At 33.9% G+C, this 22,441-nt stretch carries 23 protein-coding genes; 11 read left to right on the top strand and 12 right to left on the bottom strand.

The window, feature by feature from the left end; genetic code table 11:
* Both rbbA and ACYIAM_RS09420 read right to left on the bottom strand, forming a co-directional pair.
* Entirely contained in the window at positions 1-2,799 is a 2,799-nt protein-coding gene (gene rbbA, locus ACYIAM_RS09425) for a ribosome-associated ATPase/putative transporter RbbA (RefSeq protein WP_483748079.1), read from the bottom strand.
* Between the two features lie 13 nt (positions 2,800-2,812).
* A complete protein-coding gene (locus tag ACYIAM_RS09420) occupies positions 2,813-3,886 on the bottom strand; it encodes an HlyD family secretion protein (RefSeq protein WP_174797428.1) in 1,074 nt (357 codons plus the stop codon).
* 511 nt (positions 3,887-4,397) lie between these two features.
* Here ACYIAM_RS09420 and argE point away from each other — a divergent pair.
* Positions 4,398-5,555 (top strand): acetylornithine deacetylase, encoded by a 1,158-nt coding sequence (argE, locus tag ACYIAM_RS09415; protein WP_483748078.1) that lies wholly within the window; start codon positions 4,398-4,400, stop codon positions 5,553-5,555.
* Between the two features lie 58 nt (positions 5,556-5,613).
* On the opposite strand, the gene rnz is transcribed toward argE, so the two are convergent.
* Together rnz and ACYIAM_RS09405 are read right to left on the bottom strand one after the other, a co-directional pair.
* A complete protein-coding gene (rnz, locus tag ACYIAM_RS09410) occupies positions 5,614-6,531 on the bottom strand; it encodes a ribonuclease Z (RefSeq protein ID WP_483748077.1) in 918 nt (305 codons plus the stop codon).
* Positions 6,532-6,537: 6 nt separating this feature from the next.
* Positions 6,538-6,765: a YccJ family protein gene (locus tag ACYIAM_RS09405; protein ID WP_174797431.1), complete on the bottom strand. Its 228-nt coding sequence runs from the start codon at positions 6,763-6,765 to the stop codon at positions 6,538-6,540.
* A 74-nt stretch (positions 6,766-6,839) separates the two neighbouring features.
* Between ACYIAM_RS09405 and yaaA the strand changes: the two genes are divergently transcribed.
* Positions 6,840-7,613 (top strand): peroxide stress protein YaaA, encoded by a 774-nt coding sequence (yaaA, locus tag ACYIAM_RS09400; RefSeq protein WP_483748076.1) that lies wholly within the window; start codon positions 6,840-6,842, stop codon positions 7,611-7,613.
* A gap of 10 nt (positions 7,614-7,623) precedes the next feature.
* Complete coding sequence (locus tag ACYIAM_RS09395; RefSeq protein WP_483748075.1) at positions 7,624-8,577, top strand: AEC family transporter; 954 nt, start codon at positions 7,624-7,626, stop codon at positions 8,575-8,577.
* Between the two features lie 561 nt (positions 8,578-9,138).
* On the opposite strand, the gene ACYIAM_RS09390 is transcribed toward ACYIAM_RS09395, so the two are convergent.
* The 4 genes from ACYIAM_RS09390 to ACYIAM_RS09375 all read right to left on the bottom strand — a co-directional run bounded on the left by ACYIAM_RS09390 (position 9,139) and on the right by ACYIAM_RS09375 (position 12,282).
* Positions 9,139-9,996 carry a carboxylate/amino acid/amine transporter gene (locus tag ACYIAM_RS09390; RefSeq protein WP_483748090.1) on the bottom strand — a complete coding sequence of 286 codons (858 nt, stop codon included), beginning with the start codon at positions 9,994-9,996 and terminating at the stop codon, positions 9,139-9,141.
* A gap of 213 nt (positions 9,997-10,209) precedes the next feature.
* A complete protein-coding gene (locus tag ACYIAM_RS09385; protein WP_174797439.1) occupies positions 10,210-10,992 on the bottom strand; it encodes an AraC family transcriptional regulator in 783 nt (260 codons plus the stop codon).
* Between the two features lie 25 nt (positions 10,993-11,017).
* On the bottom strand, positions 11,018-11,572 hold the full coding sequence (locus ACYIAM_RS09380) for a YbhB/YbcL family Raf kinase inhibitor-like protein (protein ID WP_483748074.1): 555 nt from the start codon (positions 11,570-11,572) through the stop codon (positions 11,018-11,020).
* 101 nt (positions 11,573-11,673) lie between these two features.
* Positions 11,674-12,282, bottom strand: coding sequence for a riboflavin synthase subunit alpha (locus ACYIAM_RS09375; RefSeq protein WP_483748073.1), 609 nt, complete (start codon positions 12,280-12,282; stop codon positions 11,674-11,676).
* A 310-nt stretch (positions 12,283-12,592) separates the two neighbouring features.
* Here ACYIAM_RS09375 and crcB point away from each other — a divergent pair, with 310 nt between their 5' ends.
* Both crcB and ACYIAM_RS09365 read left to right on the top strand, forming a co-directional pair.
* A complete protein-coding gene (gene crcB / locus ACYIAM_RS09370) occupies positions 12,593-12,970 on the top strand; it encodes a fluoride efflux transporter CrcB (protein ID WP_483748072.1) in 378 nt (125 codons plus the stop codon).
* Between the two features lie 106 nt (positions 12,971-13,076).
* Positions 13,077-13,475, top strand: coding sequence for a SulA-like leucine-rich domain-containing protein (locus tag ACYIAM_RS09365; protein WP_174797443.1), 399 nt, complete (start codon positions 13,077-13,079; stop codon positions 13,473-13,475).
* A gap of 284 nt (positions 13,476-13,759) precedes the next feature.
* Here ACYIAM_RS09365 and ACYIAM_RS09360 read toward each other — a convergent pair whose 3' ends face one another.
* Together ACYIAM_RS09360 and ACYIAM_RS09355 are read right to left on the bottom strand one after the other, a co-directional pair.
* On the bottom strand, positions 13,760-14,341 hold the full coding sequence (locus tag ACYIAM_RS09360) for a hypothetical protein (protein WP_483748071.1): 582 nt from the start codon (positions 14,339-14,341) through the stop codon (positions 13,760-13,762).
* 138 nt (positions 14,342-14,479) lie between these two features.
* A complete protein-coding gene (locus ACYIAM_RS09355) occupies positions 14,480-15,109 on the bottom strand; it encodes a TetR/AcrR family transcriptional regulator (RefSeq protein WP_483748070.1) in 630 nt (209 codons plus the stop codon).
* A gap of 177 nt (positions 15,110-15,286) precedes the next feature.
* Here ACYIAM_RS09355 and ACYIAM_RS09350 point away from each other — a divergent pair, with 177 nt between their 5' ends.
* The 6 genes from ACYIAM_RS09350 to ACYIAM_RS09325 all read left to right on the top strand — a co-directional run bounded on the left by ACYIAM_RS09350 (position 15,287) and on the right by ACYIAM_RS09325 (position 20,430).
* Positions 15,287-16,495, top strand: a complete 1,209-nt coding sequence (locus ACYIAM_RS09350; protein ID WP_483748069.1) for a Tm-1-like ATP-binding domain-containing protein — start codon at positions 15,287-15,289, stop codon at positions 16,493-16,495.
* Between the two features lie 16 nt (positions 16,496-16,511).
* Positions 16,512-17,342 carry a phosphoenolpyruvate hydrolase family protein gene (locus tag ACYIAM_RS09345; RefSeq protein ID WP_483748068.1) on the top strand — a complete coding sequence of 277 codons (831 nt, stop codon included), beginning with the start codon at positions 16,512-16,514 and terminating at the stop codon, positions 17,340-17,342.
* Between the two features lie 408 nt (positions 17,343-17,750).
* On the top strand, positions 17,751-18,485 hold the full coding sequence (locus tag ACYIAM_RS09340; protein WP_483748067.1) for a hypothetical protein: 735 nt from the start codon (positions 17,751-17,753) through the stop codon (positions 18,483-18,485).
* Between the two features lie 445 nt (positions 18,486-18,930).
* Positions 18,931-19,422 carry a hypothetical protein gene (locus ACYIAM_RS09335; protein WP_483748066.1) on the top strand — a complete coding sequence of 164 codons (492 nt, stop codon included), beginning with the start codon at positions 18,931-18,933 and terminating at the stop codon, positions 19,420-19,422.
* A 312-nt stretch (positions 19,423-19,734) separates the two neighbouring features.
* On the top strand, positions 19,735-20,136 hold the full coding sequence (locus tag ACYIAM_RS09330; protein WP_483748065.1) for a hypothetical protein: 402 nt from the start codon (positions 19,735-19,737) through the stop codon (positions 20,134-20,136).
* 9 nt (positions 20,137-20,145) lie between these two features.
* Positions 20,146-20,430, top strand: coding sequence for a hypothetical protein (locus tag ACYIAM_RS09325; RefSeq protein ID WP_483748064.1), 285 nt, complete (start codon positions 20,146-20,148; stop codon positions 20,428-20,430).
* 139 nt (positions 20,431-20,569) lie between these two features.
* Here ACYIAM_RS09325 and ACYIAM_RS09320 read toward each other — a convergent pair whose 3' ends face one another.
* Together ACYIAM_RS09320 and ACYIAM_RS09315 are read right to left on the bottom strand one after the other, a co-directional pair.
* Entirely contained in the window at positions 20,570-21,460 is an 891-nt protein-coding gene (locus ACYIAM_RS09320) for a DUF4261 domain-containing protein (protein WP_483748063.1), read from the bottom strand.
* 92 nt (positions 21,461-21,552) lie between these two features.
* Positions 21,553-22,434, bottom strand: a complete 882-nt coding sequence (locus ACYIAM_RS09315; RefSeq protein WP_483748062.1) for a DUF4261 domain-containing protein — start codon at positions 22,432-22,434, stop codon at positions 21,553-21,555.
* Positions 22,435-22,441 lie beyond the last annotated feature (7 nt).

Here is a 22,441-nt window from a genome sequence, read left to right as displayed (position 1 = left end):
CTATCCTTCTTGCTTTTTAAGAAGAAAAATACTGGCACCCAACACAATAGGGATTGTGACCAATAAAGCAAATATTGAATTATGCAGATCGATAAAATCAAGCGCTTTATTAAACACACCACGAGCAATAATTAGCATATGCGTTGTTGGATACACCTCGCCAATATAACGGCCACCGCCTTCTAGAGATGCGACAGGGTTGAGCAATCCTGAAAATTGAATTGCTGGTAACATTGTCCCTACGCAAGTTAAAAAGATAACGGCAATTTGGCTACGGGTGACAGTCGAAGCCAACAAACCAAAACCAGTTGAAATAATACAGTAAGCAAATGCAGCTAGGCACAAAGTAAACAAGCTTCCTTTTACAGGCACACCAAAAATGGTGATTGCCATAAATAACAATAATAAAAAGCTAAACATAGAAATAATGATATAAGGCACTTGTTTGCCTAGCAAAAATTCAGCTTTAGTTACTGGTGTTACATATAAATTGATAATCGAACCCATCTCTTTTTCACGTACGACCGATAAAGCTGCCAGCATTGATGGAATCATTAATAATAAAATAGGTATTACCGCCGGTACCATGGAAGGTAAGCTTTTGATATCAGGATTATAACGGTATCTTGTTTCTATATTTGCCAAGCTAGTTGAGGATTTTCCTGTTACTTCTTTTACTTTTTCACTTAACCAAGCAAGATGCATGCCTTGCACATAGCCTTTGATTGTTTCGGCACGTACTGGCATTGCCCCATCAATCCAAATGGCAATATCAACGGGATCGCCTCGTTGTATGTCACGACCAAAATTTAGTGGAATTTCAATCGCTAAAGCAATGTCATTACTGCGTAACCGCGCATCCATATCGTTATAATCAGTGATAGGTGCCCTTTCAATAAAATAACGTTTAGAGCCCGACAAATTTAGAGTATAATTTTGGCTGATTACACTTTGATCGCGATCAAGCACAGCAAAACGCAGATCCTCAACATCCATCGTAATGCCATATCCCATAACCAACATTAAAATTGCTGAGCCTAATAACGCTAATAATGCTCGCAAAGGATCGCGAGATAATTCAAGAGTCTCACGCCATAGACAACCTATCATACGGGTAAGGCTAAATCCTTGAAGGTGATTGTTTGGTAATGTTTTTGTTGCTTGATTGAGTATTTCTTTTGTTGGTTCAACAGCGTGTTCTTCTGCATTACTATCATCAGCCCCTGCATCAACAAGATAGTTAATAAAGGCCTCTTCTAGTGTTTTAGCATTTTTGGAGCTGATAATGTTATCTGGCGTATCGCTTGCTAATACTTTACCCGCATGCATTAATGAAATTCTATCGCATCTTGCAGCCTCATTCATAAAGTGAGTTGTGATGAACACCGTTACTTTATCTTTTCTAGAAAGTTCGATAATCAAACGCCAAAAATCATCACGAGCAATGGGGTCAACACCTGATGTTGGTTCATCAAGGATAAGAATTTGCGGATTATGCACAACAGCAACTGACAATGAAAGCCGTTGCTTTACCCCTAAAGGCAAACTATCGGGCAGATTTTCTGCGTCCTGTTCTAAACCAAAACGTTTCAGTAATTCTTCAACACGAGTGGAAATTTTACTTTCTTCAATACCAAACAGACGTGCATGTAGAACTAAATTTTGTTTGACCGTTAACTCACTATATAAAGAAAATGCTTGAGACATATATCCTAAATGACGCCTAACATTAATATCACTTGCATCAACCGGTTTACCAAATAACCATGCCTCACCTGATGAAATCGGTAATAAACCCGTTAACATTTTCATGGTGGTTGATTTACCACAGCCATTTGAGCCTAAAAAGCCAAATATTTCACCTTGTTTAATTGAAAAATTAACATGATCAACAGCAATAAAATTACCGAATTGTTTCGTTAAATCTTTTGCTTCTATAGCAAGTTGTAAATCTTTATTAAGATCTAAAGGTGGAATTTCGACAGTTTGATAACCTTGTCTAGCGCTTTCTGGCATGAGCTGAATAAATGCATCATCTAAATTATCTTTTGCTGTCTTAGCTAGTAATGAGTTTGGTGTGCCAGTTTCAAGAATTTTACCGCCATACATCGCAACTAACCAATCAAAGTTTTGGGCTTCATCCATATAGGCGGTTGCCACAATCACACTCATTTGCGGCCTTTGTTTACGAATTTTGTTAATTAACTGCCAAAATTGGGCTCTTGAGAGCGGATCGACCCCCGTTGTGGGTTCATCAAGAATTAACAAATCAGGATCGTGGATTAACGCCGAACATAAGCTAACTTTTTGTTTCATACCACCGGACAGTCGCCCTGCCGGTCTTGATAAAAATGGGTATAATCCAGTACTACGCGTTAATTCATCAATACGGCGACGACGCTCAGCCACATCATTGCCAAACAAACGAGCAAAAAATTGCAAATTTTCTTCAACCGATAAAGTAGGATAAAGGTTTTTGCCCAATCCTTGCGGCATATAGGCAATACGTGTACAAACATTTTTACGGTGCGACTTATCTTTCATATCACCATCTAAAACATACACTAAGCCTTCTTGAATAACATGCGCACCAGCGATCAGCGATAATAAACTCGATTTACCCACGCCATCAGGCCCAATAAAACCCACCATGCATCGCGGTGGAATGGTCAAATTAATATTATTGAGTGCACAGTTTTTTTTGTAATGTAGTGTGACATTGCTTACTTTTGCCACTGCATCATCAATGGATTTAGCTTCGTTTAATAAAACTAAATTCTTATTGTCTGAATCTGACATCTGCTATCTCCAATTATTTGGTTGGACATTTTGCAATATCAGATAAGCCAGCTGGCCATGGCGTTTTAGGATCAAGCTTAACCCAAGCCACACCAGGTAAGCCTGTTTTAACTTGAGTAATATAACATTTTAATAATTCAGGGCTTAATTGTGCTTTAACTCTAAACATCAATTTTTGACGTTCATCTTTTGTTTCAACGGTTTTTGGCGTAAATTGGGCAACGCTTGAAACAAAGGAAATTTTAGCTGAAATCGCTTTATCTGGTAACGCATCTAAAATAAGTCTGACTTCATCACCAATAGCCACCTTACCCGCGACAGTTTCAGGTAAAAAGAAAGTTAAATAAACATCATACAAATTAACTAAATTTAGTACTTTACCGCCCGACGGTAAAACTTCACCTAACTGAGCAATACGATATTGAATACGACCATCAACAGGCGCTATTAAAGTACTATCATCGATATCAGCTTGAATTCTTCTAATATTAGCGCTGGCAACATTGATTGCCGATGTGGCGCTATCAACACCCGCTTCGGCTACAGCAATTGCCGCATCAGCAGCAGTAACTTGTGATTTTGCAGAATCTAATGCTGCTTTAGCATTGTTTACTTTAGCAGTATCATCATCAAATTGTTGAATTGATATTGCGCCTTTTTGATATAGGGCGGTAGTTCGTTGTAGATGTTTTGAGGCGATATCTAAGTCACTTTCTTTTTGGCTTACACCTGCTTGTGCCGCAACTTTATCACTCATTTTTAATGCTACTTGCGCTTTAGCACTTGCCTCATTACTGACCGCTTGTCGATGTTGTGCTTGGGCTTCGTTAAGTTGTGCTTGTAAGGTATCCGTTTGCATGACAACTAAAGCTTGACCGGCTTTAACAAAATCGCCCTCATCAACATTAATTTTTTCTATTCTACCAGCTAATTTAGCTGAAATATTGATTTCAGTCGCTTCAATACGTCCATTGCCACTAATAAAATCTGAACCATATCCATCGGTTTTCAATTGTTGCCATAAAATAAAAATAACAGCAACAATGACAACTGCAATAACAATCCACTTCCTGCTTATATTTTTCATATAACACCTTATTTTTAAAACGATTCATAATAAATTTTAACGAGATAACAAATCGTTATAGTCTAATTAATTGCATTGTTTAAATAGTATCAAATGTTTATGGCAAATAATATCTGTTCATAAAACAATCGCAATAAAAGCTAAAAACTCTAATTTAAGCAGGGCGGTTTTATATATTATTAATAGTTCTGGAATTAATAACATCACTACATGACACACTAATGTATGATATACCTGTTGCTAATTGATAAGTTACCTATAATAAAAGACTTATTATTTTATATTTTCAAATAATTTATTAACAATGTGGTGATGTAATCAACAAATTTAATATTGAATTTAAGTCATAATCAGCTAACTATGCATTAGTTAATGTGCATATTGAATACCATCAAAACGTAAAACATCAATTGGGACAACAGGGTTATTTATATGCAAATGATAAAGTAAATGCTATGCTTATAAAATTCTTAATCGATATATCTTGATTGATTTCTTATAAGGTAATTTTATGACACTACCATCTTTTTTAACACTGTATAACGAGCTAATTTCAACACCAACAATTAGTAACGTTACTAACGAGCAATTAGATTATTCTAATAAACCACTTATCGATAAGTTAGCAAGTTGGTTTGAAGATTTAGGTTTTGTTATTGATATCCAACCCGTTCCTAATACTCGCCATAAATATAATATGTTAGCTACTTATTCAAACAGCGAAAATAAAACACAAGGCGGGTTATTGTTAAGTGGACACAGTGACACTGTTCCGTTTGACGATGGGCAGTGGACTAAAGATCCTTTTAAACTAACCGAAGAAAATAATAAGCTGTATGGGCTTGGTACCGCAGATATGAAAGGCTTTTTTGCCTTTATTTTAGATGCTCTGCGTGATATTGATCTTAAAAAGTTAACTAAACCCATTTATATCCTTGCCACTGCCGATGAAGAAACATCAATGGCTGGTGCGGCATTTTTTGCCAAGAATACCAAACTACAACCTGACTGCACTATCATTGGTGAACCAACATCGTTAATCCCAATTCGCGCACATAAAGGGTTTATCTCTAATTCTATTAAAGTGATTGGTAAATCAGGACATTCAAGCGATCCCGATAAAGGCATTAATGCTATCGAAGTGATGAATTTAGTCATTGAACGCTTGTTAGTGCTAAAACAAAAATTTAAAGAACAATATCATAATGACGGGTTCAGCGTACCTTACCCTACCCTAAATTTAGGTGTTATTCATGGCGGTGATGCGGCCAACCGTATTTGTGGTTGTTGTGAGCTTGTGATTGATATTCGTGCATTGCCCAATAACGATGTTGATTCACTTTATCATGCTCTTTGTGAAGCACTACAACCCGTTATGGATAAATACCCAAATAGAATCGAGATACAGTATGAAGTTGCGCCAATTCCGGGGTACGAATGTAAAAAAGATCATCCCGCATTACAGCACATTGAAAAATTAGTTGGCCATAGTGCCGAAACGGTTAACTATAGCACCGAAGCACCATACTTAAATCAAATCTCGCCAACAATTGTATTAGGACCGGGGTCAATCGAACAAGCACATCAACCGGATGAGTTTATTTCAATGGACTTTTTAAAACCAACCAAAGTAACTATAGAAAGACTAATTAAGGATTTTTGTCTTTAGTTAATTATCTCAATTCGCCGATAACCTCGGCGAAGTTCAATAAAAGAAAGTTGATTAATTAAACGTGAAAGGTTGCAAAATCGGTAGCAATTTCAGTATTAACAAAGACACTTTTTGCTTCATTAACTAGCTTTTTATTATCATTCAAACTATATCTAGGGCTTATATGAGTCATAATAAGCCGCTTGGCATTGGCTTGTTTGGCAATGGTTGCGGCATGAGTGGTTGTAGAATGCCCACGTTCGAGTGCTTTATCTTTTAGTGCGTTTTCTTGTGTTGCTTCATGAACAAGCAAATCCACATTATTAGCAAGCTCAATCGATGCTTGGCAAGGTATGGTATCACCTAAAATAGCCAACTTTTTGCCTTTTTTTACTTTACTTTGATAATCAACTCCACGAATAATGCGCCCATCATCTAAAGTTACCGTTTTACCTTTTTTTAGATCACTATAATAAGAACCAACCTGAATATTAGCTTGCTTTAATTTATCGATATCAAGCTGAGCTGGTAGATCTTTTTCAATAATACGATAACCAAAACACGGCACACGATGTTGTAATAACTTTGCTTCAACTTGAAACTGATTATCTTCAAAAACAATACCGTTTTCTTCAAGTTCAATAATATTGAGCGGATAGGTTAACCAAGAATAGCTAATTTCAATAACTGTTTCGACAAGCTGCTTAATTCCTTTCGGAGCAATCAATGTTAAAGGTGATTGATTTTGCATCAAAGAACGGGATGTTAAAACGCCCGGTAGCCCAAATACATGATCACCATGTAAATGCGTTAAAAAAATGATCTCAAGTTTAGCAAGGCTAAATTTGGCTTTTTGCATTTGCATCTGAGTTGTCTCGCCACAATCAAAAAGCCATAACTTCCCCCTATTTTGTCTAAGATCAAGCACCATACTACTTACATTGCGCTCTGCTGTTGGGGAACCAGCACTTGTCCCTAAGAAAGTTAAATTCATAAAGATTTAAACATTTTTACGCTCAATAGTTTGCTCACCCCAGAACAACTTATCGGCTTTAGTTTTAGAAAACGCAAGTTTCAACACTTCATCATTACCTTCCGACCAAATTTGTTCGGCAAGTTTTTCATCATGGTTAGCTAGCTCAAAAATCGCCTCTGCAATTTCAATCGAGGTTTCACGAACAGAAGCCCAAGATTTAATATCATGTATTTCTTTTTTATCGATGTTCATTTTGCTACTCCTTTGGATTGAATTAGATGTAAAATAAACCTATTTATTGCAAAATACAATAGGCTATATACGTTATGATAACAATTATTTCTCCAGCAAAAACTTTGGATTACCAATCACCATTATTAACCCAAAATCATACATTACCTCAATTTATTAACTCAACTAAAATACTCATTGAAGATTGCCAAAAATTAAGTGTTGAGAATTTGACTAATTTAATGTCTATTAGCGAAAAATTAGCCGAACTTAATTATGAAAGATTCAAAAATTGGCATAGTGATTTTAATCTTGAAAATGCAAGACAAGCCATACTTGCTTTTAAAGGTGATGTTTACGAAGGATTACATGTTGAAGATTTTACTGATAAAGATCTAAAGTTTGCACAATCTCATTTAAGAATATTATCGGGTCTTTATGGTATTTTAAGACCACTTGACCTAATTCAACCTTATCGTTTAGAAATGGGGATCCGCTTAAAAAATGGCGATAACACTAATCTTTATCAATTTTGGAGCGATAAATTAACTCAACACCTTAATAGCGAACTAGCCAAATCATCACATCGCACATTAATCAATTTAGCCTCAAACGAATATTTCAAAGCGATCAAACCAAAACAATTAAACGCAACTATTATTCAGCCCATCTTTTTAGATCAAAGCAAAGATACCTATAAAGTTATCAGTTTTTATGCTAAAAAAGCACGCGGACTGATGAGTCGATACATTATAAAAAATTGCATTGAAAAGAGTGACGATATTAAAAGTTTTAATCTAGAGGGCTATCAATTTGATTCAAAACGCTCAACTGACTTAGAATGGTACTTCATACGCAATCATCAATAAAATAATAACTATGGAATTTCTGACTACATTATGGGCGCAGTTTTTATCTACCCTGCCCCTTTTTATGCTAATTTTATTAGGTTTTTTAGCAGTTAAACTAGGTCGTTGGCAAAAAACAGTCACCGATAGTTTAACCAAATTTACCTTTTATATTGCATTTCCCATCATGCTATTTCAGATCATGAGCCATTTTTCTGAACATTCGCAAATCGATATAAAACTGTTATTAGTCTTTTTTGGAGGATCCTTTATTGTCTTTGCGATTGGTTGCCTAATTGCATCTAAATTATTTAAGTTAAATGGTTCAGAAAGTACAATGTTTGCTATGGGTAGTATTTACACCAATACCGTGTTTGTTGGTATTCCTATTATTAAAATGTTATTAGGCGATAATGCTATCCCCATTGTTGCCATTATCGTTATCTTTAATGCGTTAATTTTATGGACGCTTGCGACGGTTTCTATTGAATTTGTGCAAATGGGAAAATGTTCAACTAAAGGGCTTGTTAAAGCCTTTAAAAATGTTTCAAAAAATCCCATTATTATTGGAATTTTTACAGGCATTGTAGTGAATTTTATTGGTTTACCGTTACCTAACTTTATCGATAAATCAACCAAAATGGTGAGTGAGATGACAGCACCTCTTTCATTAATTGTTTTAGGAATGGGACTGGCTGAATATAAAATTCGCGATAAACTTTTAATTACAACAGCTATCTGCACATTAAAATTGACTGTGTTACCTATTGTTACTTATATTGTAGGTAAGCTCATCGGACTACCAAGTTTAGAATTGCAAGTGGTGGTATTACTCAGTTCGGTTTCAATTGCGATAAATTGTTATATGATGGCAAGGCAGTTTGAAGTGTTGCAAGGTCCTATTGCTTCAAGCTTATTAATATCAACGACGCTATCTTCTATTACAACACCGTTAATTTTATCAATTATGACACATTTACCTTAAACGCTTATTTGTAGCAAAACACCAGATTGCTTACACTTCATGATTCAAATCATCCGCTAACAATGCATAATGCGTTTTACTTAAAATCAACTTATTTGGTTTAACCATATTATAAAAGTGAATAAATCACTTTCTATCTTTTGAACCTAATAAATAAGATACTGCAGAGTCTTAATTAATCACCAAACGGTATAGAATCCTGAATATTTTTTACAAAACATATCACCTGAAAAATGAATGTTTGGCTTGCCGTCTTAATAGCTCTTTAATCTATTTTTCAATTTTAATCAGATATTTAACGACATAATTGATGTTTTTATAACACTTGTTGTTACCGGTTAAGAAGACAAATAGCTTCAATCAGGTTTTTTTAGCAGGTTACAAATGGTCGGACGACTCACCAAAACGTTTAGCCAAATCAGTGGCGGTTATTTTTCTTTATAATATAAGCCCATATCGCCAATCTTTGATTTGGTGTTAGTTCTGTTTTTATGTCTATTTATGACGGTCGTTTCTCAAATTACTGTCAATAACGCGAGTAATTCCTACAGATTATTGTTTTTAACTTAATGAGCGATTTTTAACTTTGTAGTGTAGCAGTAGTGCCAACATAATGACTACACTACCTAATATAAAGCGTACCCAGTCTAGTGATTGGTGCCAAATCACCACATTCACCAAAATCCCTGTTGGAATAACCATATTATTCATAATAGCCAAAGTGCCCGAATCCACTTTAGTTGCACCATAATTCCACAAAAAATAACACACACCAGAAGCAACTACGCCAAGCCAAATAATAATTCCCCATTGCAAACTAATTGTTGGTAATTTTGATGCATCACCAAACAACAGCCAGCCTAAAATAGCAACAACCACAGCCCCTAAATAAACCCACGCAAAAGCTTGATGTTGGGGCATTGGATAAACTTCCATAATCCTTTTATATCCTACTTGACCTAATGCAAAAACGATATTAGCGCCCTGGATCAATAAAAAACCAATAATAAAATTAGCACTAATATGATCATAGCGAATAATAGCCGCGCCAACTACCGCAATAATTGCCATTAAAAGATAGCTAAGTCTTAATGAATGATGCTGCAATAAATCATAAATAACTGTGACATAAATTGGTGTAAAAATAGTAAATAACAGGACTTCAGGCACCGAAATATATTGAAAAGAATTATAATAAAAAAAGTACATAATCCCTAATTGACATGCCCCCACTCCCATTAAAAGCAACATCTGCTTAAAAGAAATATTTTTAAAACGTAAAAATGGAATAAAAGTCATAAAGGCAAGTAGCACTCGCATCACAACAGCAAACCAAGAATCCACTTGTCCACTTAAATAAACCGCAATAAAACTAAATGAGAATGACCAAATAATTGTTACAAAAATAAGATAAAGCATAATTGATAAATATAAAAAATAACTAGATATAGATCGTATCAATTGGCTTAACACTTGTAAACTTTATATCATAAAAATTGATTACTATGAGAAAATAATTGACAACCTGTAAGAACTTTGTCGCTATATACAGTGATTTGATAAACCATGGTAATGAACATGCATAAAAAATAATTCAATAAATAAAATTAAATGTTAGCGATAAAAAATTGACTAACGTAGCCTCTTTGGTGAAAACCCAAAACGTTGTTTAAAGTAAAAAGCAAAACGAGAGCCTGATTCATATCCCACTTCTTGGGCAATTTGTAGGATCGTTTTTTGGGTAGTTTGTAACAGCATTAAACCAAAATTCATTCTTATATCTAAGATAATTTTGGATAAATTATATCCTTCTAAAGCAAGATGTCGCCTTAAAGTTGATTCGCTCATAGCAAATTGTTTAGCAATTTCTGCTGCCTGCCACTTTTTGTCTGGCTGCTGGTTAATAATTTCTCGAATTTTTTGGCTAATTTTTGGGTTATTATTCAGGGGAAAATACACACCAAATGCAGATAATCTGATTAATAATTCAATAAATAAATGTTTAACAAGATTAGAATTGCATTGGTTATGTGTCAATAATTCTGTTTTAATCTGTATCAATCGAGTAATAAAAGTTTCAGGTAATATTGTTTCAACTTTAATTTTTTTAAGAATTTGACTACTCTGATAAAGATGAGATAAAGCAAATTGGTCTATTAACTGTGCATGCCAAGAATAACAGATGGCTTGATAATCCTTATCATCAATATAAAAATTATTTATATTCATTAAATTACCTGCTGGAATTAGGACTAATTGACCTGTTTTTACCTTAAAATATTCGCCCTCACATTCAATCTGTTTTTCGCCATTTATGACATAGACAATCATAGGATCATTGCTTTGAATCTGCTTTAGGGTTTGATTGCAACGTTGTGTTATATAAGTCACTCGACCAATTGAAGCAAAATCCATAATCCTAATAGCCTATTAACCAATATCAACGTGAGTAGGAGTAAATCATATCTGCCTTCGCTATTTGATGCGAATTAGCAATAAAACCAATTAGAGCTGGTGTGGTTTGTTCATCAACCTCAATGTGATCAATGTCTAGTGCATAAAGTGTAAATTGATATCGATGAGTCGAATTTAGCGGAGGACATGGACCACCGTAATTTATCACGCCAAAATCATTACGTACTAACCTACTTCCTTTAGGTAATAAATTGGGATTATTTCCTGCTGATTGTTTAATAAACGGCGTTTGTACAGGAATATTAACAATCACCCAATGCCACCAACCAGAACCCGTTGGTGCATCAGGATCATACATAGTTAATACTAAACTTTTTGTCGCTTTGGGTAGATTTTGCCATGAAATTTGCGGAGATATATTTTCGCCTTGGCAACCAAATGGATTGGATATAAACCGAGCAGTAAACCCTTTATCGATAAGATCAGTGCTAGTTAATTGTAATTGTGCCGCATAACTGCAACTTGTGCTCAATAATAATGTACTATAAATAATGGCTTTCGCTTTGTACAAAATACGCATGTTAGCCTCTTTTGACTATTAAATAAAAGCCATCATAAGGAATTTTCAATCTATAATCAGCACAAATTAGCTTAAATATGACACAAATTCGATTAATATTATCATTCTCTTGCGGCTAATACTCGTTCAACAGTATCAACAATGGCTTGAGTTTGTGAGTCAATTTCAATGTTGACTTTATCTCCGACTTTTTTAGCGTCTAATGTGGTAATTGTAAGTGTTTCAGGAATTAAATGGATATGGAAGCAATTATCGTTAACTTCGCCAACGGTCAAACTAGCGCCGTCGATTCCAATAAAGCCTTTATATAATACATATTTGCTAAATTGTGGTGGCAACTTTAACGCCATATGGCAGTTTGTTGCGGTTTTTTGAATATCAATAATGGTTGCGGTGCAAGAGATATGCCCAGACATCACATGTCCACCAATTTCGTCACCATATTTGGCGCTACGCTCGATATTGACGTAATCATTGATTTTTTTATCACCTAATGTAGTCAATGCTAGGGTTTCTTCCATAATATCAAAAGATACGACATCTTTATCAAAGCCTGTCACAGTTAAACAACAGCCATCATTGGCTATTGAAGCACCAATTTCAATTTTATCGGTTAATTGATGCGGTAATTTGACTTTATATGTTCTTAATTTATCTTGATCTTTAATATCAATAATTTGACCCACTCCTTGTACAATTCCTGTAAACACAATATTTCCCCCTTTGCTATATCAATTTTTAATGGCTATTTTAGCCTAATCAAATCATAATTTCCTAATGATTAAATTAATTGTATAGGCAAATCATATTAAGTCCTGACTTTATTTATTATTATTCAATAAACACAAAAATAAAACTTGGATAAAACGATATTCGTTTCTATCTTCTATCGTTATAATCATAACTAAATTTTTTGTTAATTAATGTGATGTTTACCTTAACGTGTTAATTATTGTAAGTAAAAGGCTGCATTTTATCTTAATGCGGTTAGATTTCGTTTTTGCTAATTAAGGATTATCTATGTTGAAACTTATTTTAGCCATTTCAGTTGGCTCTGTGGCAGGTGGTTTATTGCGTTGGTTTTTATCGCTTAAATTGAATATTATTGCTTTTGCAATTCCGCTAGGCACACTACTGTCTAATTTAATTGCAGGTTATATTATTGGCTTTGCTATTGCTTTCTTTAATCACTCTAATCTTTCAGCCGAATGGCGATTACTTGTGATAACGGGTTTTTGTGGTGGTCTGTCAACCTTTTCAACTTTTTCAGCCGAAATTGTTAACTTTTTACAAGGAGGCCGAATATTTTGGGGATTAACAACAATATTTATACATGTTGTTGGATCAGTTTTAACAACTTTTTTAGGAATCTTGTCATATCAATGGTTGCGTCCGTGATGTTGTACTATTTATAAATAATACAAAAAATGTTCATAAATAGAGTTTACAACGGCAAAACACTGTATTAATATACACTGTATATAAAAACAGTATCGAGGTTATTATGTTAATTGAACATTCATCGCAACAACTTATGGCTATTCACTTTGAATCGCCTTTCCAACAACTGTTACAACAACAGCGACCTTTATTAAAATCATTGAATAAAGCTAAAAAATGGCAATTATGGCTATCAAATCGGCCAATGTTAAAACGTGCATGGATCAATACTGCTGGACTCGACAAACAAAAAGTTATTCATTTAAGTAATTTAAAAAATGAAAATTTAATATCGACGATAGAAAAGGCTTTACGAAGCAAAACCTGTAGTTATATCGTTGCTTGCATTAACGATCTTAATGAACACGACAAACAACGCTTACAACAAGCGGTATTATCAAGTAATACCTGCTTACTTTTGGTTCACGATGAACAATTTAAACAATCCATTCAATACCACTAAATACAAGAATATTGCTAGCAAGATAAATGTAAATTTTTTCGATTTTAGAATGTGAAATTTGAACGTGAATACGCTATTATTAACGTTGTTAAAATCATCATAAATATTGTCAATAAAAGCTGAACATTATTAAATGTTCAGCTTTTATGATGTTAACTTAAAATAGCCATTTATTGAATAATTTCAGTATAAAATTAATATTAAATAAGTTAATGCAATAAATTTTAATGGCTCGCTTTAATTGAGTTAATAAATCATGATTCAAATTTAGCTTTACATGCTGTTTAACAAGGACCGATAAAACAGCCAATCATCATCAGTGGAACAACAATTGGTAATATAATTAACCCGGCTACGTCGCCAGTAATATCATCATTTGAGTCTAGTTCATGCTTTGGTCTAACTGATACTTTAATTGGTTTTGGCAATAAATATTGATCGGATATCGTATTGGCTTGTTTATAGACTTTTCCTTTAATTTTAAAGTGCACTTGATAATAACCATCTTTCAAAATTAATTTTGATTTATATTTTGCCAATAAGTTTTTATTGTTTAAGATTTTTGTTTCTGAGATAAAACTACTATATCGAGCAATAATTTCATCACTTAAACTTTCTTGATAAAATCTAATTGATACACTTTCAATATCATCTTTAGTTTCAGACAAAAATCCACGATAGCTTTTGAGTTCTTTAATTGCATCATGGCTAGTAAATTGGTAAGAGTATTCCTTTGATTCGGCAATAACCCCAGCACTTTCATCAACAATTAATTTTATAATCGTATCATGACTAGGCAAGCTTTGTAATTGCTTGTGCGCACAACCATAAAGACAAAAAATGAGAATAAAAACAAACTTTTTCACTATAGTTTCCTACTTCAAATATCTAAATAGAGATGAATCATCATTTTATATTGTCTGCTTTTTTATAAAATCTCTTGATTTTTATAATAGAATAATGACTAAGCAAAATTGTGGCGCTGAGTTATTTTCGATATCCAATCAAATTTTCGACGCATCTTGTTTGGCTTGATTAATGATTGCTTTAGCTATCCATTGCGATAGCGATATTACAGACTGATCATCAAGCTTCCAGATATCTTTAAACATCATAAATATTTCAGAGCCATAAATGATTGAAATAGCATAAATTACTTTATCATAAAGTTCTTCAGGCAGTTCAGTTTTAAGAGGTAACAATAGTGTTGAAAGGATTTCTTTGCGATTACCCCGCACCAAGTTTTCGGTTTGTGGTGATAATGAGGCTCGTTCTGTTGCCCATTGTTGTAATGAGACCTTTATCGCAGCACGCAATGCCCCTTCATGTTTTAACATTTGTGGAAAAGCAAAAGCTAAAAAATCATGAATACGTTCTTCTGCATTTTGTTTTTTTGATCGCCAACTAAAAATAGGTTCTAATGAACTTTCAACCACAGCTGTAATTAAAGCACTTTGTGTCGGAAAATAGCGGTATGCGGTTGCTCGGGATATACCAGATTTATCAGCAAGTTCGGTTATAGTGAGTTCACAGCCCTGTTCTAATGCTTCTAATGCAGTATTAATTAAACGTTCATAAGTCCGTTTTTTTACGCCAGTATATATTGAGGAAGGTACTAAAGTCTTTTGAATCATTGATATATCTTTAATTTGTAGTAATCGTAAACATGATACCGCATTTTAATAAATTAGTTAAAATTTATCACCCCACAAAAAATGAGACTTAAGTCTTATTTTTGATATGTAATGTATGACAATTCATCATCCTTTTGTTACAAGTATCTACCTAATTAACTTATTTAGGAATAATAAATGGCATCAACTCGTACAATTTATTTAGTTACAACATTAGATACAAAAAGGGAAGAAATCGTTTATATCAAAAATCTTCTCGATTTGAAAAAACTCAACTGTAAAATTGTCGATATTTCTACACAACCTCATCAATATAATCATTTAGCCGCTATCGTCGCAGAAACCGTTGCTAGTTACCATCCAAATGGTAAACAAGCTGTTTTTTGCGGCGATAGAGGCAAAGCAATTGTTGCAATGGCTGATGCGTTCAAATTATTTTTGATGGCTCAAAATGATGTAGAAGCCATACTGGGTTTAGGTGGTTCAGGTGGAACAGCATTAATTACTCCTGCTATGCAATCACTCGCTGTTGGAATTCCTAAACTGATGGTATCAACAATGGCATCTGGCGATATTTCGGGTTATATTGGTGCAAGTGATATTGCAATGATGTATTCGGTTACTGATATTGCTGGAATTAATGTTATATCAAGAAAAGTTTTAACCAATGCGGCTAACTTTATTGCTGGCTCGGTTCTATTTAAAGCCCAAGATACGATTGAAGATAAGCCTGCCATTGGATTGACTATGTTTGGTGTCACAACGACATGTGTTCAATCGGTATCAGATAAATTACACGATCAATATGATTGCTTGGTTTTTCATGCTACAGGCAGTGGTGGCAAAGCGATGGAAAAACTCACTGATAGCCATTTATTGCATGGGGTACTTGATATCACAACAACTGAAGTAGGTGATTATTTATTCGATGGCGTTTTAGCTTGTGATGAAGACCGTTTTGGTGCCATTGCCAGAAGCCAAATACCTTATATTGGATCGTGTGGCGCACTTGATATGGTAAATTTTGCTAGCCCTGATACTATCCCACAAAAATATAAAGATCGTCTGTTTTATCCACATAATCCACAAGTGACCTTAATGCGAACAACGCCAGAAGAAAACAAAAAAATGGCTAATTGGATCGCAAATAAACTTAATCAATGCCAAGGTTATGTCACTTTTATTATTCCTGAAGGTGGATTTTCGGCTTTAGATATTGAAGATGGTGCTTTTTGGTCACCAAAAGCTAATCAAGCATTTATTGATGAATTTGAAAAAACCTTTATCCAAACTGAAAAAAGAAAGTTAATAAAAACCTCCTATCATATAAACTCACCGCAGTTTTGTGATCTGATCATCAACGAATTTACAAAGATAATGAAATAAATATTTGGAGAATATAATGAGTAGTCAACGAACTCAATTGTTAAAAAAATTCCACGATATGATTGCTAAAGGTCAACCAATTATAGGTGGTGGTGCAGGTACAGGATTATCAGCAAAATGTGAAGAAGCTGGTGGTATCGATCTTATTGTTATTTATAATTCTGGACGTTACCGTATGGCTGGTAGAGGTTCATTAGCTGGATTACTTGCTTATGGCAATGCTAACGAAATTGTAATGGATATGGCTAAAGAAGTATTGCCGGTAATCAAACATACGCCGGTGCTAGCGGGTGTAAATGGCACAGATCCTTTTTGTCAATTTGACCAATTTTTAGATCAATTAAAGGAAACGGGATTTGCTGGCGTACAGAACTTTCCAACTGTTGGGCTTATTGATGGTAACTTCAGAGCAAACCTAGAAGAAACAGGAATGGGATACGCTTTAGAAGTTGAAATGATTCGCAAAGCACATGCAAAAGATCTGCTTACAACACCTTATGTATTTAGCGAACAAAATGCGATCGATATGGCTAAAGCGGGTGCAGATATTTTAGTACCCCATATGGGACTAACAACAGGTGGAAGTATTGGTGCAGAAACGGCACTGAAACTAGCTGACTGTGTGCCGTTAATCAATCAATGGGCAAAAGCGGCTAAAGCTATTCGTCCAGACATTATTATTTTATGTCATGGTGGCCCTATTGCTACTCCAGAAGATGCTGAATATATCTTAAAAAATTGTCCTGATTGTAATGGATTTTATGGCGCAAGCTCGATGGAGCGTTTACCAACAGAAATTGCATTAAAGCAAACGACAGAAAAATTTAAATCGATTCAACGACACTAACAATAATATAAGCAATAACGGTGCGACTTACGCGTCGCACTGCTATTTTTTAAATAGTTGCGCGATTAATTAAATGCTAATTTGAGAAAACGTTATAATATCAATATCCACGCATATTTGTTATATGGTGATTTAGATTTAACAGAAACAAAAATCCTACCTATGACAATCTATGCATAGATAGCGTTAACAAATTAGTAAATAGCAAAACTATCAATCAACTTTCAGTGCTATCTTCAATTTAAAATAATCGTTTAATAAAATTATTCAAATAATAAAAAATAAGATTAGCCTAACAATTCATCCCCAAAAAGATTAAAATTGATAAATATTATTGGCAAACTGGCGAATATTTTTACCGGTTCAGCCTTAAATTAATCGCAGAGTAATAGTGCTAAGCAGGAACAGATGAATACGCCCCAAAAATGGTTAAGATTGTTAATTAATGAGGATTGCTCATTTGAGCAACTATTAGCCAAGCTTGCGCAAGCCTTTAACAGTACATTCACCTACAAAAATGATAGCAGTATCGCTAAAGCTAAGTTAAATGATTTTACTATAGTGGTTTATGACAAAATCGATCGCATTTTTGATATTGTTCTTAGTCCATCTTATATTCTTACCTTTATGATAACGGAAGATGAATATCTTAAGAGCCACGATGAGTATATTCAAACCACCTTAACCAATCATGGTATCACTTATCAATGCTCACAAGCCAAAGATCATGCCTATCCCATTGAACTTCCTTTTTGGCAAGCCCCCAACGATGACATTGTCATAAATTCCAAAGGCGATACGTTAACCGCCTATTGTAAAATATGGTATAAACCTGCAAAGTATTCTAAATTTACGGGTATATTCCAGTTTTCTAATGTTTGGGCAATGCGTTTTGAACGAAACAAACAGTGCACTTACTACAGCCATTGTGATAGCGATGATGTTAATTCTTGTTATTGGGTTATCCCTGAATCATCATGGCTTGAGCAATTAGTCAATGAACGACAATCTCATTTCCCTAATTGGCAACAATATGATCGCGGTGACTATTGGCATTACATTATTCAAAGTGATTCATTCTACGTAGAAGTCATCGCTAAACAGATCAAAATATCAAAAAAGCAATTAAAAGGTATTTTTTAAGATAAAATGGCAATATATAAACGTCAAATCATAACTTGATATTCAATATACTATGAATCATCTAAATTTTTTTATAAACAACTTTATAAAGAAAGATAAAAAACAACGATATCACTTTCTAATTAATGGAAAGTGGCAGAAATTTGCCAATAACATCAAACATCTTGATAAACATTTGAATCACCATTGTGTAAGAATTGATAACAATGCTTTTGAAAAATTTACTCAAATTATAAAGCACTATACCATTAAATCAGGATATTATTATGATGCCTATACCAATGGGATAGAAATATCAACCCATTGTCTAGATAATATTCATGATGATAGCCTACTTATCTGCCCTGATAACAATATTGCATTCTATTTTCATCATGATAATTGGATATGGTTTTGCCAGATAAAACTTTGAGCAACATCATAGATAAAACAGGTAACCCAAAATATGCACTCATTTAATGATATAAATCAGTTTTTAACCGACTGCATTAATCTACAGGATAATTTATTAAATAAACTCTATTTATTAGCTAATCAGCCTAAAGCCGTTGAATTAATTAAAACACATTTAACCCAAAAGTTTGATCCCTTGTTATTACACTTGATCAAACAATTTCCAGAAGCAATCAAAATAAGCTTATTACCTGAAATTATCAACATTATGCGATATTTAGATGGCAATACAAAATTATGCCAAGAGATTATTTTAAGTATCGATACACAGTGGCTAGAAAAACATATTTGGAATTATATTACACCTATTTTAGGGCAACAGGATTATCAAACATTTGGTATATTGATGTATTTATTCAATTCATTTAGCCAGAAGTTATCAAAAAAATTGGCGATTTTAGCTTTACAAAGTGACGGTAAAGATGTGCAAGAAATCGGTGAATTCTATTTATCAAATAATAGATGTCTTTTAGATGATGTTTGAAGTAGTTAATGATGCAAGTTGAGTGTGACAACATTTACATAAGATAACTTTGATTATTTAGAGCAACTGCATGTTAGTGTTCAAGTATTTAAACGATAAGATAAGAAAACAAAACCCAATCACCGCCACGATTGGGGGCGCTGTACGTGGGGTTTGAGGCTTTGGCAGAAGCTGCCCATACATGCTTAAACAAGTATAGGTGAAAAAATAAATGGCGTAAATGTTGATTTTAATATAAAAACTTTCTTGATATGCTGATTACAACAGAATCGTTTTTTGAGTTAATTGTACAAAGTAAAAAAAGGGTTAATCATGCAGGGATTTTTTGATAGATTAATGCTTGGTGAACTAAAGGATGTAATGATCGCTGGCTATGTTGATTATGCTACTCTACCGATTTTTCACCCGCTTTATGATAGATTATATTTTATTATTGATAAAGTTATTTTTGAGTTATATTTAAATGAAGCAGGTATTATACAATATAATGAATTAACAGAAATTAAAGCATGGTTTACTTTAGATGATGATGACAATTTTTCATTAATGTCAATTTATTCACAATTATTCAAAACCGAGCAGGCCGTAATTATCACCGATATAACATACTCATCAATACCCTTTTCCTCAATGAGTATAAATTACTTCAATGGTCAAGACTGTGGTCATTTACTTTTTGACCCAAATCATTTTTTTGGTTTTACATTTTTATAAAGGTTATAAATGTTAGATATTATTGATTTTATTGAATCATCATATAAAGATAATCCAGAGTTAAAACACAAACTAGCATTAGTCAAAAAATTAATTACCTACTTGTCTGAACATGATATTGAAAGATCTGTTAATGAGATTATACCTATCTTGGGCAGTAATACAGGTTATAGTGAATATCGAATCATTAATGACTGTGAATCGGATAACCCTTCCCTGTGGTCTGAGTACCAATATAATGGCGAAAAGGTAAGGCTGAATTCTGGCGATATTGTACTCACAATGAAAAAATAAATTTTTGATAATGGGTTAGCACTATCGATAAGTAAATTAAGCAATAAATTAAGTGATAAAATGAATATAAAAAAATAAACGCACTATTTAAAAATAGACGTTTATTTTATTAGATTAATTTTGCTGGCAAGTTAAGTATTTATGCAGTTGCATTATTGCTATTTATTTCAACCACCAAAACATGACCTTGATCTTTCAAAAAGTATTCATCATCTTGTGGAGCGCGTAATGACATCATTTTATTATCGCCCACATCCATGGTATCGCCTGGACTCATTGTTGCACCGCTATCACGTAGATACTCTAGGATATTACCAAACATTTCAAAATAATATTCCCCCTCATCATGGTTATTGGCTAATACAGCAAAATCAGGTAAGCCAAAAACATCCGCACCATAAGTACGCATCCATACCCCTTTAACACCTTCAACTTCATATTTCACAAATCCGCAAAAGAACGAGGGTAAGCAATGGCGTAAACTATCAATTCCACCTTTATCTGTAACCAATCCACGAATAGTATTTATTGGTAGCGAAGAATGCCCATTTCCGTTAATCACAGCCAAAGCGTTAAACTCCTCCAAACCAGCAGCTAAACGGGTTAAAGCTAGGTATTGCTCAAGCACATCTTGCTCATACCCAACATAATATAAAATTAAATGGCTATCATTATTGCGAATTTGCGCTTTGATATCCTGATTATAATGTGCAGGTGCTACACAAGTTTCTAAAGCCTCAGCAGGATATGGGGCATTGATTCCAAATAGCTTAATCACATGTTTTCCCCAACCAACTAAGATATAACATCCATCATCTAACTGTCCAAATGGCTGTTGACATTGAATGTCTTTCATTGATGAATCTATATTGCGTAATTTATTTAATAAATTATCTTCCTCAAAACAAAATTGCCCTTTAAACACAACACCTAATGCTAATGCTTCCTTAATATCTGGGTTTTCAACTAGTGCCCCGCTAGCTTGTTGTGGCTGTGACTTTTTACCAAATAGACGTGAAAAAATATTCATTTATTCTTCCTTAATATTAAATTTTTCTAAAATCGATGATTATCAAGAGGATGTTAATCGTTATATAAATAAATCTGATTTATTGCTGAAGATTACTCAACAAGGTATTCCATCACCAACACCATTCCACCATTTTGTAAAAAAGATTCTTGTGCTGATGGGCTACGTAATAACATTTTTTTGCCTTCAGTATCTTCTGTAGTATGACCTGCTTGTATCGCTGCCCCACTATCCCGCAAATAAAGCAATAAATTATTGAACATGTTCATATACTTCTCGCTATCTTCATAACTATTGGCTAATATAGCCAAATCGGGCAAACCAAAAGCGTCTGCACCATAAGTACGCATCCATACGCCATCAAAATGGTCAACATTAAATTCCACAAATCCAATAAAAAATAGTGGTAAACAATTACGTAACAAATAGACACCTTGTTGTTCATTTGCCAGTGCGCTAGCAACATGTGTTGCTAAAATTTGATGAGCCTTTGCATTAATAAGCGCGCTCATATCGCAATATTCAAATCCAACAGCAAACTGTGTTAAAGCAACATATTGCTCAACTAAATCCTCTTCAAATCCAACATAGTATAAAATTACATGGCTTTGGTGATTAGAAACTTGTTGCTTAAGCTCTTGCGTGTTTTGACTATTTTCAATACACGGCTGTAAAATTTCGGAAGGACAAGGGGCATTAAAACCAACAATTTTGATAATATGCTGCCCCCATGCCACAAGGGTATCAGCGCCATCAGTTATTTGTTCAATGGATGATGGTAATCGGATGTTTTTCATTGACAAATCGACTTTGCGTAATGTTTTTAATAATTTATGTCGATTAAAAGAGAGATTGTCATTGAATAGCACTACCAAAGATAGAGGATTTTCAATAGAAGAATTTGCAACTAAAATGTCATCCGATTGCCGAATTTTATTATCCCAACGACTAAATAGACGGGAAAATAGACTCATTTTATAT

Source organism: Gilliamella sp. X-60 (genome assembly GCF_057063585.1).
Note: the sequence above shows the minus strand (reverse complement) of the source record. Positions and strands in the feature narration are given on the sequence as shown.

Coding starts and splice junctions, on each gene's coding strand:
- yaaA (WP_483748076.1), top strand. CDS start 6,840: ATGATAACAATTATTTCTCCAGCAAAAACTTTGGATTACCAATCACCA.
- ACYIAM_RS09405 (WP_174797431.1), bottom strand. CDS start 6,765: ATGAACATCGATAAAAAAGAAATACATGATATTAAATCTTGGGCTTCT.
- ACYIAM_RS09340 (WP_483748067.1), top strand. CDS start 17,751: ATGAATACGCCCCAAAAATGGTTAAGATTGTTAATTAATGAGGATTGC.
- ACYIAM_RS09330 (WP_483748065.1), top strand. CDS start 19,735: ATGCAGGGATTTTTTGATAGATTAATGCTTGGTGAACTAAAGGATGTA.
- ACYIAM_RS09320 (WP_483748063.1), bottom strand. CDS start 21,460: ATGAATATTTTTTCACGTCTATTTGGTAAAAAGTCACAGCCACAACAA.
- ACYIAM_RS09380 (WP_483748074.1), bottom strand. CDS start 11,572: ATGCGTATTTTGTACAAAGCGAAAGCCATTATTTATAGTACATTATTA.
- ACYIAM_RS09350 (WP_483748069.1), top strand. CDS start 15,287: ATGGCATCAACTCGTACAATTTATTTAGTTACAACATTAGATACAAAA.
- ACYIAM_RS09315 (WP_483748062.1), bottom strand. CDS start 22,434: ATGAGTCTATTTTCCCGTCTATTTAGTCGTTGGGATAATAAAATTCGG.
- rnz (WP_483748077.1), bottom strand. CDS start 6,531: ATGAATTTAACTTTCTTAGGGACAAGTGCTGGTTCCCCAACAGCAGAG.
- ACYIAM_RS09385 (WP_174797439.1), bottom strand. CDS start 10,992: ATGGATTTTGCTTCAATTGGTCGAGTGACTTATATAACACAACGTTGC.
- rbbA (WP_483748079.1), bottom strand. CDS start 2,799: ATGTCAGATTCAGACAATAAGAATTTAGTTTTATTAAACGAAGCTAAA.
- ACYIAM_RS09345 (WP_483748068.1), top strand. CDS start 16,512: ATGAGTAGTCAACGAACTCAATTGTTAAAAAAATTCCACGATATGATT.
- ACYIAM_RS09355 (WP_483748070.1), bottom strand. CDS start 15,109: ATGATTCAAAAGACTTTAGTACCTTCCTCAATATATACTGGCGTAAAA.
- crcB (WP_483748072.1), top strand. CDS start 12,593: ATGTTGAAACTTATTTTAGCCATTTCAGTTGGCTCTGTGGCAGGTGGT.
- ACYIAM_RS09395 (WP_483748075.1), top strand. CDS start 7,624: ATGGAATTTCTGACTACATTATGGGCGCAGTTTTTATCTACCCTGCCC.
- ACYIAM_RS09365 (WP_174797443.1), top strand. CDS start 13,077: ATGTTAATTGAACATTCATCGCAACAACTTATGGCTATTCACTTTGAA.
- ACYIAM_RS09420 (WP_174797428.1), bottom strand. CDS start 3,886: ATGAAAAATATAAGCAGGAAGTGGATTGTTATTGCAGTTGTCATTGTT.
- ACYIAM_RS09390 (WP_483748090.1), bottom strand. CDS start 9,996: ATGCTTTATCTTATTTTTGTAACAATTATTTGGTCATTCTCATTTAGT.
- argE (WP_483748078.1), top strand. CDS start 4,398: ATGACACTACCATCTTTTTTAACACTGTATAACGAGCTAATTTCAACA.
- ACYIAM_RS09325 (WP_483748064.1), top strand. CDS start 20,146: ATGTTAGATATTATTGATTTTATTGAATCATCATATAAAGATAATCCA.
- ACYIAM_RS09335 (WP_483748066.1), top strand. CDS start 18,931: ATGCACTCATTTAATGATATAAATCAGTTTTTAACCGACTGCATTAAT.